This window comes from Streptomyces botrytidirepellens (assembly GCF_003721215.1).
GTDB lineage: Bacteria > Actinomycetota > Actinomycetes > Streptomycetales > Streptomycetaceae > Streptomyces > Streptomyces himastatinicus.
In genome coordinates, this window is sequence record NZ_RIBZ01000036.1 from 1 (window position 1) to 8,877 (window position 8,877).

Annotated in this window: 9 protein-coding genes and 1 pseudogene; 6 read left to right on the plus strand and 4 right to left on the minus strand. The window is 73.0% G+C overall.

All coding sequences use genetic code 11. The features are described 5' to 3' along the window. On the plus strand, positions 1-1,097 hold a 1,097-nt coding region (locus EEJ42_RS02425), incomplete at its 5' end, for an acyl-CoA dehydrogenase family protein (RefSeq protein WP_184502898.1). 91 nt (positions 1,098-1,188) lie between these two features. After that, on the plus strand, positions 1,189-2,652 hold the full coding sequence (locus EEJ42_RS02430) for an MFS transporter (RefSeq protein ID WP_123098387.1): 1,464 nt from the start codon (positions 1,189-1,191) through the stop codon (positions 2,650-2,652). Here EEJ42_RS02430 and EEJ42_RS02435 read toward each other — a convergent pair. Further along, positions 2,649-3,509: an alpha/beta fold hydrolase gene (locus EEJ42_RS02435; RefSeq protein ID WP_123098383.1), complete on the minus strand. Its 861-nt coding sequence runs from the start codon at positions 3,507-3,509 to the stop codon at positions 2,649-2,651. The genes EEJ42_RS02430 and EEJ42_RS02435 overlap by 4 nt on opposite strands. Positions 3,510-3,618: 109 nt before the next feature. Here EEJ42_RS02435 and EEJ42_RS02440 point away from each other — a divergent pair, with 109 nt between their 5' ends. Beyond that, a complete protein-coding gene (locus EEJ42_RS02440) occupies positions 3,619-4,125 on the plus strand; it encodes a CGNR zinc finger domain-containing protein (RefSeq protein ID WP_123098384.1) in 507 nt (168 codons plus the stop codon). Between the two features lie 3 nt (positions 4,126-4,128). On the opposite strand, the gene EEJ42_RS52265 is transcribed toward EEJ42_RS02440, so the two are convergent. Further along, positions 4,129-4,599 (minus strand): response regulator transcription factor, encoded by a 471-nt coding sequence (locus tag EEJ42_RS52265; protein ID WP_246095983.1) that lies wholly within the window; start codon positions 4,597-4,599, stop codon positions 4,129-4,131. Between the two features lie 617 nt (positions 4,600-5,216). On the opposite strand from EEJ42_RS52265, the gene EEJ42_RS02455 reads away from it, so the two are divergent. The 3 genes from EEJ42_RS02455 to EEJ42_RS02465 are packed head-to-tail and all read left to right on the plus strand — an operon-like array spanning position 5,217 to position 8,125. Further along, positions 5,217-6,071, plus strand: a complete 855-nt coding sequence (locus tag EEJ42_RS02455) for a MaoC/PaaZ C-terminal domain-containing protein (protein WP_123098385.1) — start codon at positions 5,217-5,219, stop codon at positions 6,069-6,071. A gap of 33 nt (positions 6,072-6,104) precedes the next feature. After that, complete coding sequence (locus EEJ42_RS02460) at positions 6,105-7,190, plus strand: Zn-dependent alcohol dehydrogenase (RefSeq protein WP_123098386.1); 1,086 nt, start codon at positions 6,105-6,107, stop codon at positions 7,188-7,190. Then, entirely contained in the window at positions 7,175-8,125 is a 951-nt protein-coding gene (locus tag EEJ42_RS02465; protein ID WP_184502899.1) for a 3-oxoacyl-ACP reductase, read from the plus strand. The genes EEJ42_RS02460 and EEJ42_RS02465 overlap by 16 nt, the downstream gene beginning before the upstream one ends. A 122-nt stretch (positions 8,126-8,247) precedes the next feature. On the opposite strand, the gene EEJ42_RS50570 is transcribed toward EEJ42_RS02465, so the two are convergent. Together EEJ42_RS50570 and EEJ42_RS51640 are read right to left on the minus strand one after the other, a co-directional pair. Continuing rightward, complete coding sequence (locus tag EEJ42_RS50570) at positions 8,248-8,418, minus strand: hypothetical protein (protein ID WP_184502900.1); 171 nt, start codon at positions 8,416-8,418, stop codon at positions 8,248-8,250. 102 nt (positions 8,419-8,520) lie between these two features. After that, positions 8,521-8,877, minus strand: a pseudogene (locus EEJ42_RS51640) (hypothetical protein); the annotation flags it as partial.

Sequence of the window (8,877 nt, forward strand, 5' to 3'; positions counted from 1 at the left end):
GCCGCGAACTGCGGCTCGACCTCCCGCCCGAGGCGGAGACCCACCGCCGCGAGGCCCGCTCCGTCATCGCGGCGGCGCGCGGGCTGGAGCCGGGCGCCGCGCGGCGCGCCCTCGCACCCACCGGGTACGCGGCACCGCATCTGCCGCCCCCGTACGGCCTCGGCGCGAGCCCGGTGCGGCAGCTCGCCATCGAGCGCGAGCTGCGCGACGCGGGTGTGGCCCTCAGCGATCTGGGCGTCGCCACCTGGGTGGTGCCGTCGCTCATCGCGTACGGCACGGACGCCCAGCGCGAGCGCTTCCTGCTGCCGACGCTCCGTGGCGAACTGCGCTGGTGCCAGCTGTTCTCCGAGCCCGACGCCGGGTCGGACCTGGCCGCGCTGCGCACCCGGGCCGAGCGGACGGCGGAGGGCTGGTGGCGGGTGAGCGGGCAGAAGGTGTGGACGTCGGGGGCCCGTACGGCGGACTACGGCATCCTGCTGGCCCGTACGAACCCGGCGGCGCCCAAGCACAAGGGGCTCGGCTACTTCCTGGTCGACATGAAGCGGACCGCCGGGATCACCATCCGCCCGCTGCGGGAGATCACCGGGGAATCGCTCTTCAACGAGGTGTACTTGGACGACGCGCTGCTCCCGCCGGACGCGGTGGTGGGCGAGGTGGACGCGGGCTGGGCGGTCGCCCGCAACACCCTCGGCAACGAACGCGTCCACATGGCCGACCAGCTGACCTTCGACACCGGTCTGGAGGCGCTGATCGCGCACGTTCCGGACACCGGACCGGAGCGCGAGCGCGTCGGCGGGCTCATGGCCGAGGCCCACGCGCTCGCCTGCATCGGGCTGCGCACGACCCTGCGCCAGGTGTCCGGCGTGGAGCCGGGCGCGGGCGCGAGCGTCCGCAAGCTCGTGCAGACCGCCCATCAGCAGAAGGTCGCCGAACTCGCCCTGGAGCTGCTGGGGCCCGGTGGCGCGGTGCGCGAGGGCGCGGGGGAGCGGGCGCTGCACGGCTTCCTGATGTCGCGCTGTCTGACCATCGCGGGCGGTACGACCCAGGTGCAGCTGAACGTCGTCGCGGAACGGCTCCTCGGCCTGCCCCGCGATTAGGACCCGTCACGGGTCCTAGGACTCGCCGCCGTCCGCAAATGCGCAGAAATGCCGATGCGTTGGGTCCGTGCGCAATGCGAGCATCACCGCCATGTCCACCCCAACTCCCCCTCCGCATGCCCTTCCCTCCACCTCCGCCTCCACCCCCCGTCCGCCGCGCGGCTCGCCCCCGGCGTGGGCGGTGCTGCTGGCCGCCTGCGCCGGTCAGTTCGTGGTGGTCCTCGACGTATCGGTGGTCAACGTCGCCCTGCCGTCCATCCGCACGGACCTGGGGCTCGGCGAGACCGCACTGCAATGGGTGGTCAACGCCTACGCGCTGACCTTCGCCGGGTTCATGCTGCTCGGCGGCCGCGCGGCCGACCTCTTCGGGCGCAAGCGGGTCTTCCTCACCGGGCTCGGGCTGTTCACCGTCGCCAGCCTGATCGGCGGCGTCGCCCAGCAGCCCTGGCAGCTGGTCGCGGCGCGCGCCCTCCAGGGCCTCGGCGCGGCCGTGCTCTCACCGGCCACGCTCACCATCCTCACCACCGCCTTCCCGCACGGCGCGGCCCGCACCCGCGCCATCGGCACCTGGGCGGCGGTCGGCGCGGGCGGGGGAGCGGCGGGCGGGCTGGTCGGCGGGGTGCTGACCGAGTACCTGTCCTGGCGCTGGGTGCTGCTGGTCAACGTGCCGGTGGGCGTGGTGGTGCTGGTGGCCGCGGTGGTGTGGCTGACCGAGAGCCGCTCCGCTGTGGCACGACGGCTCGACGTCCCCGGAGCGTTGCTGGTCACGGCGGGCGTCACCGCGCTCGCGTACGGCATCGTGCAGACCGAGCCGCACGGCTGGGGCGCCGTCGCCTCGCTCGGGCCGCTGCTCGCCGGGCTGGCGCTGCTCGCGGTGTTCGTGGCGGTCGAGGCGCGTACGGAGGAACCGCTGATGCCGCTGCGGCTGTTCCGCATCCGGGCGGTCACGTCGGCGAACGCGGTGATGGTGGTGTGCGGCGGCGGCATGTTCGCCATGTGGTACTTCATGTCGCTCTACTTGCAGAACGTGTTGCACTACAGCCCGGTCAAGGCCGGTTTCGCCTTCCTCCCGCACACCATCTCGATCATCCTCGGTTCGAAGCTCGCGCCCCGGCTGATGGCCCGGCTGGACGGAAAGCTGCTGGCGATCGCGGGCGGAACGCTGACCGTCGTCGGCTACGCGTGGCAGAGCCGGATGGACGCGGACGGCACCTTCGCCGGTACGGTGCTGGGCCCCGCGATCGTCATGTCGTTCGGGGCCGGGCTGATGATGACCCCGCTCGCCGCCTCCGCCACCTCCGGTGCGGCCCCGTCCGAGGCCGGGTTGGTGTCGGGGCTGGTCAACACCTCGCGGCAGATCGGCGGTGCGCTCGGCCTGACCGTGCTGGCGACGGTCGCGGCCGAGCGGATCACGGCCCGCGGCGGGGGCGGGCCGGAGGCGCTGGCGGCGGGTTACGGGCATGCGTTCGTCGTGGCCACGGGGATCATCGCGGCGGCGGTGGTGCTGATGGCCGTGGCCCTGCCGCGCACCCCGGCCGCGGCCCGCGCCGATTAGGACGTCAGGAACCCGCGCATATACCCGGCCACGGTGTCCAGATGGCTTTCGAGCAGGAAGTGTCCGCCTCCGGGAATCAGATGGATCTCCGCGTCCGGCAGGTCCCTCGCGAAGGCGCGTGCTCCGTCGGGGCCGAAGATCTCGTCGCCCGCGCCCCAGACCGCGAGGAGCGGAACCCGGTGTTCCCGGAAGTAGGCGTGCACCTGCGGGTAGAGGGGCGGATTGGTGGCGTAGTCGCGGAACAGGGCGAGCTGCACGAGGTCGTTGCCCGGTCGGTTGACCTCGCGGTGGTCGGCGGCCCAGGTGTCGGGGTCGACCAGCTCGGGCCGGTCCACTCCGTGCACGTACTGCCAGCGGATGGCGTCGAGCGAGAGGGCGGCACGCACGGCGGGTTCCGTCTGCGGGCCCGGGTTCTCGCAGTACGCCCATACGGGCTTCCAGAAGTCCGGTACGAAGCCGTCGTCGTAGGCGTTGCCGTTCTGCGTGATCACCGCGGTGATCGCTTCGGGGGCGCGCAGGGCCAGCCGCCAGCCGATGGGGGCGCCGTAGTCCTGGACGTACACGGCGTAGCGGGTGACGCCGAGCTGGGCCAGCAGGTCTTCGGTGATGTCGGTCAGGGCGTCGAAGGTGTAGGTGAACGCGTCCACGGGCGGGGCGTCGGAGTTGCCGAAGCCGAGGTGGTCGGGCGCGATGACGTGGAACCGGTCGGCCAGCGCCGGGATCAGGCGGCGGAACATGCGTGAGCTGGTGGGGAATCCATGCAGGAGCACCAGCGTGGGCGCCTCGCGGGGGCCTGCCTCGCGGTAGAAGACGCGATGTCCCCGCACGGTCGCGTAGTGGTGGCGGATCTCAACCATGACTAACCCCTTCGAGGTCTTTTGGTGGTTACTCTCGATGTCCAGTAGACCGCCGTAGGAGTAACCTGTCAAACGCCTTGATGGAGTTAGCTGGGAAGGTGATCGGTCCGTGCTGGACGACCAAGCCCTCATGCAGGCGCTGAACAGCACCCCTGTGGTGGATGGCCGACGCCGGGACCTGTGGCAGGACGACCATGAGATGGAAAGGTGGGCGCGGGAGCACGGAGGTCACGGCGGCGACGAGGAGCGCCGGTGGCTGCGCATCGCCCGGGACGCGCTCCAGGCGGTGGAGTCGGGCGCGCCGGCGGAGCCCCGGCTGCGCCGCGTCCTCGCGGGCGTGCGCAAGGTCCCGCAGCCCGGCGCGTCGGGCATCGAGTGGCGCGTGGAAATGCCGCCGGAGCGCAGGCTCGCGGTGGAACTCGTCCTCGCGTGGGCGGACGTCAAGGAGCGCATGCCCGGCCGTCTGCGGCCGTGCGAGAACACCGAATGCCGGCTCTTTCTCCTGGATCGCAGCCGTGCCAACACCGCACGGTGGTGCTCGATGAAGACCTGCGGGAACCGGCTCAAGGCCCGTCGGCACCAGGCTCGGGCCCGGGAGACCGCCCAACCCGAGTAGCCGTTACAGCCAGCCGTTCCGGCGGGCGGCCCGGACCGCCTCCGTGCGGTTACGGGTCTGGGTCTTGCCGATCGCCGAGGAGAGGTAGTTGCGCACGGTGGCGGGGGAGAGGCGCACGTTGGCCGCGATGTCGGCCACCGTGGCGCCGTCCACCGCCGCCGGCACATCGCGCTCGCGCTGGGTCAGCGGGTTGGGGCCCGCGCTGAGCGCGGCCGCACAGTCCGGCAGCGCCTGGCGCAGCGCGGCGGCGTCCAGTCCGCTGCGGCCCGGCAGCTCGATGTCCAGCAGGGCGACATCGGGTAAGCGGTCCGCCCCGCTGTGCCGCACCACGTTGGTGACGCCCTCCCGCACCACCCAACCGAGCAGCGCCTCCGCCTGGGGCGACACGGCCTCCGCCTTGACCACGACGACCGACATGGTGTGCCCGAGGAGGTCGTGCAGATCGCGCGAGAAGCGCAGCCGCTCCTTCTCCACCGCGGTTCGGGCCAGCTCCTGGCGGGTCGCCCGGAGCTGGGCGACGGTCTCGAACAGGGACAGGACGGCCGCCGTGACCAGGCCGGGACGGTGCCGTATCCGACCGTCAATGAGTCCGAGGGCCCGCCGCGCACGCTCGCGATGATCCCGGCGGAACCGGCGAAGCCGGGGATGACGGGTCCCAGGTGCCTGCGCCCCCGGAGCACGATCCCGGTGGCCAGGGACAGCAGCGGGAAGCACAGCAGCCAGTTCCCGGCGTAGCCGATGCCCAGGGCGGAGCGGTGCGTGAGCTGGGCAGATGTGGATGTCGGGGGATGGCCGTGACATGTGTCCCGGGGGTGGTGACGAACGGCCCCCGGTGGGTCCGGCCCGGGGGTGACCCGCAAAACTGACGACCTGTCAGCAGTCTTCCCCCGTCAGGGGGATTGGGCTATACAGGTGCCATCGGCTAGAACGCGTTCTAAACGCGGCGCGGCCCTGCCGACCAGTGACGACCCCNGAACGCGTTCTAAACGCGGCGCGGCCCTGCCGACCAGTGACGACCCCGGCGCGGCCGACGGTGCGGACGGGCGGGCCGGGGTCTTCCCGCCCCTCCCGCCAAGGAGCGCTGTCGCCCTATGCCCATCGACGCCACCGAGGCCGTCTCGGCCGAGCCCCGGACCACCGCCCTCGCCTGGGGACACAAGGACATCCAGCTCTACCACCTGGGCATCGGCGCCGGAATCCCGGCCACCGACCCCGATGAGCTGCGCTACACCCTGGAGAGCGAGCTGCACGTCCTGCCCAGCTTCGCCACCGTCGCGGGCGGCCGCATGGCGCTCGCCGGGGGGCTGAACGGCCCGGGGATCGACGTCGACCTCGCGTCCGTCCTGCACGGCGGCCAGACCGTCGAGGTGCACCGGCCGATCCCGGTGACCGGGGACGCCACCCAGACGTCCCGGGTCGCGGCGGTGTACGACAAGGGCAAGGCCGCGGTCATCGTGCTGCGCACCGAGGCGGCCGACGCGGACGGCCCGCTGTGGACCTGCGACAGCCGCATCTTCGTCCGCGGCGAGGGCGGCTTCGGCGGCGAGCGCGGCCCGTCCGAGCGGCTGGAGACCCCCGCCCGCGAGCCCGACCGCACGGTGGAGCGGGCCATCCGGGAGGACCAGGCGCTGCTGTACCGGCTCTCGGGGGACTGGAACCCGTTGCATGCCGACCCCGGGTTCGCCAAGGTCGCGGGCTTCGAGAAGCCGATCCTGCACGGGCTGTGCTCGTACGGCATGGTCCTCAAGGCGGTCGTGGACACCGAGCTGGGCGGCGACGTCGCCCGCGTGCGCTCGTACACCACGCGCTTCGCCGGGGTGGTGTACCCGGGCGAGACCCTGCGCATCCGGATGTGGCGGGACGAGGGGCGCGTCCAGGTGACGGCGAGCGCCGTCGAGCGCGACGACGCGCCCGTCCTCGGCGACACGGTCGTCGCCCACGCCTGACCTTCTGATCCCACTTCTTCAAGAGGAGGCGCTGTGCGCGCAGCCGTACTGCACGAGACGGGACAGGACAAGCTCGAAGTTCTCGACGACGTCGAGGCCGTGGGCTTCGGCCCCGGCAAGGTCCGGCTGCGCATCAGGGCCACCGGGCTGTGCCACTCCGACCTCTCCGCGATGAGCGGCGTGCTGCCGCAGCCCGTGCCCTTCGTCCCCGGTCACGAGGGCGCGGGCGAGATCGTGGAGGTCGGCGACGGGGTGACCGGGCTGAGCCCCGGTGACCGGGTGCTGGTGTGCTGGTTGCCCGCGTGCGGCGGTTGCCCGTCCTGCAAACGCGGCCAGAGCCAGCTGTGTCTGTCCGGGTTCCTGAACGCCGGAACGCCCAACTTCAAGCGCGCGGGCGATGGCTCCGACCAGGTCTTCGGCATGGCCGGGACCGGGACCTTCGCCGAGGAGGTCGTCCTCCCGGCGCCCTGCGCCGTGCCGATCCCCGACGACGTCCCGTACGACATCGCCGCGCTCATCGGCTGCGGGGTGACCACCGGGCTCGGTGCGGCCCTCAACACGGCGCGGGTGGAGGCCGGTTCGTCGGTCGCCGTCATCGGCTGCGGCGGCGTGGGCATCAGCGTGGTGCAGGGCGCCCGGGCGGCGGGCGCGGCCCACATCGTCGCCGTCGACCCCGTCACCTCGCGGCGCGAGGCGGCGCTGCGCTTCGGCGCCACCGAGGCGGTCGCCCCGGAGGGCCTCGACGACGCCAAGAACAGCGTCACCGCGGGCGAGGGCTTCGACTACGTCTTCGAGGTCGTCGGCAAGTCCGCCACCGCCCGCCGCGCCTACGAGACCACGCGGCGCGGCGGCACGCTGTGCGTCGTCGGGGCGGGCGCGGTGGACGACTTCCTCCAACTCAGCATGTTCGAGCTGTTCTTCGACGAGAAGCGGATCCTGCCGTCCCTGTACGGCGGGGGCGATGTGCTGCGCTCGTACGAACGGACCATCGCGCTGTGGCGCGCGGGCCGCATCGACCTCGCCGGGCTCATCACCCACCGGGTGCGGCTCGGCGAGATCAACGACGCGCTCGGCCAGATGCGGACGGGGGAGGCGCTGCGCACATGCATCGAGATCTGAAACGTCCCCTGGTGGGGAAGACCGCGATCGTCACCGGCGCCGGGCGCGGCCTCGGCCGCGTGGAGGCGCTGGAGCTGGGCAGGCTGGGCGCCGCCGTCGTCGTCAACGACTACGGGCAGGGCGGCCGCGACGGCTCGGGCGAGGCGTCCTCCGGCCCCGCCGAGGAGGTGGCCGAGGAGATCCGCGCGGCGGGCGGCCGGGCCACGGCCCACGTGGGCGACGTGGCCGACTTCGACACGGCGCGCGCACTGGTGCAGCTCGCGGTCGACGCGTACGGCGCGCTGGACATCCTGGTCAACAACGCGGGCATCCTCCGCGACCGGATGGTCTTCTCGATGACCGAGGACGAGTGGGACTCGGTCATCCGCGTCCATCTCAAGGGCCACTTCAACACCACCCGCTTCGCCGCCGCGCACTGGCGCGAACGCTCCAAGGCCGCCGGGGGCGGGCCGGTGCACGGCCGCATCGTGAACACCTCGTCCGAGGCATTCCTCGCCGGATCGCCCGGCCAGCCCAACTACGCGGCCGCGAAGGGCGGCATCGTCGGCCTGACCCTCTCCACGGCGGGCGCGCTCGCCAAGTACGGGGTGACGGCGAACGTCATCTGCCCGCGGGCCCGCACCCGCATGACCGAGGACGTCTTCCCGGACATCGACCTCGCGGAAGACCGTCCCGACCCGCTGTCCCCCGAGCACGTGGCCCCCCTGGTCGGCTACCTCGCCTCCCCGCAGGCGACGGCGGTCAACGGCCAGGTGTTCGTCGTCCACGGGGGCATGGTGGCGATCCTGGAACGGCCGCGGGTGGCCGCGAAGCTGGACGCGGTGGGGGACGTCTTCGGCTTCGGGGAGCTGGACGGCCTGCTCACGCCGTACTTCGACGAGCGGCGTGGGGAGGGGTTCGCGGCGCTGGAGGTGCTGAGCCTGAAGCGGGGGTGACGCGGTGGCGGGCGTGACGCGGCGGGGGTGAAACGGCCCACCCCTCCCTGCCCCGCAGCCGTGCACGCATGCTGCGCGTGCTGCGGGAAAGGGAGGGGTGGGGTGGTGCGCTCCCGGCGTCCTTACGAGGCGTTCTCGCTCGGACGGCGGTGGCGGCCGTGCGCCGGAGCCTGCGGCTCCTCGGACGCGGCCTGCTGACCCCGGTGCTTGCCCTGGCCTGAGGCGGCATCGGCCTCGGCTGCGGCCGCCTCTTGCGGGCGCGCCTGGGTCATGTCGGTTCGGGCTTCGGACATGTGGGAAGTCACCCCGGTAGATCGCTCCGTACTGTGCGAGGGGCCCGCCACAACGTCGATATGCGCCTGCCGAACCTGGCTGCGCAGCCCCAGCGACCGAGTCTAACCAGGGCGGTGATCGCGGACCCAGCGGGGTGGCCGGGGCTCCCGTGACCTGGCGAGAGGCGCCTGCTGGAGCGGTACGGGCCGCGGGGCGACCACGGTCAGCTCGGACTCCTGGCCGGTCTCCTGCTCGACCCCGGGCCAGCACCCCGTCCCCACCCAGGGCTCCACCCCGGACTCCCCCCGCCCCGGGCCAGTGCCCGTACCTGCGCCGAAGCTGGCGTCCAGGCCCGTGCCCGTGTCACCGAAGCGCGCGCCCGCCCCCGCGTCCGGGTGCGCGCCGCCGCGCACACGCGCCCCCGCGCTCGCACCCGCCCCCGCGCCCCAACCCGCGCGGGGGTCCGTCCCCAGGTTCGC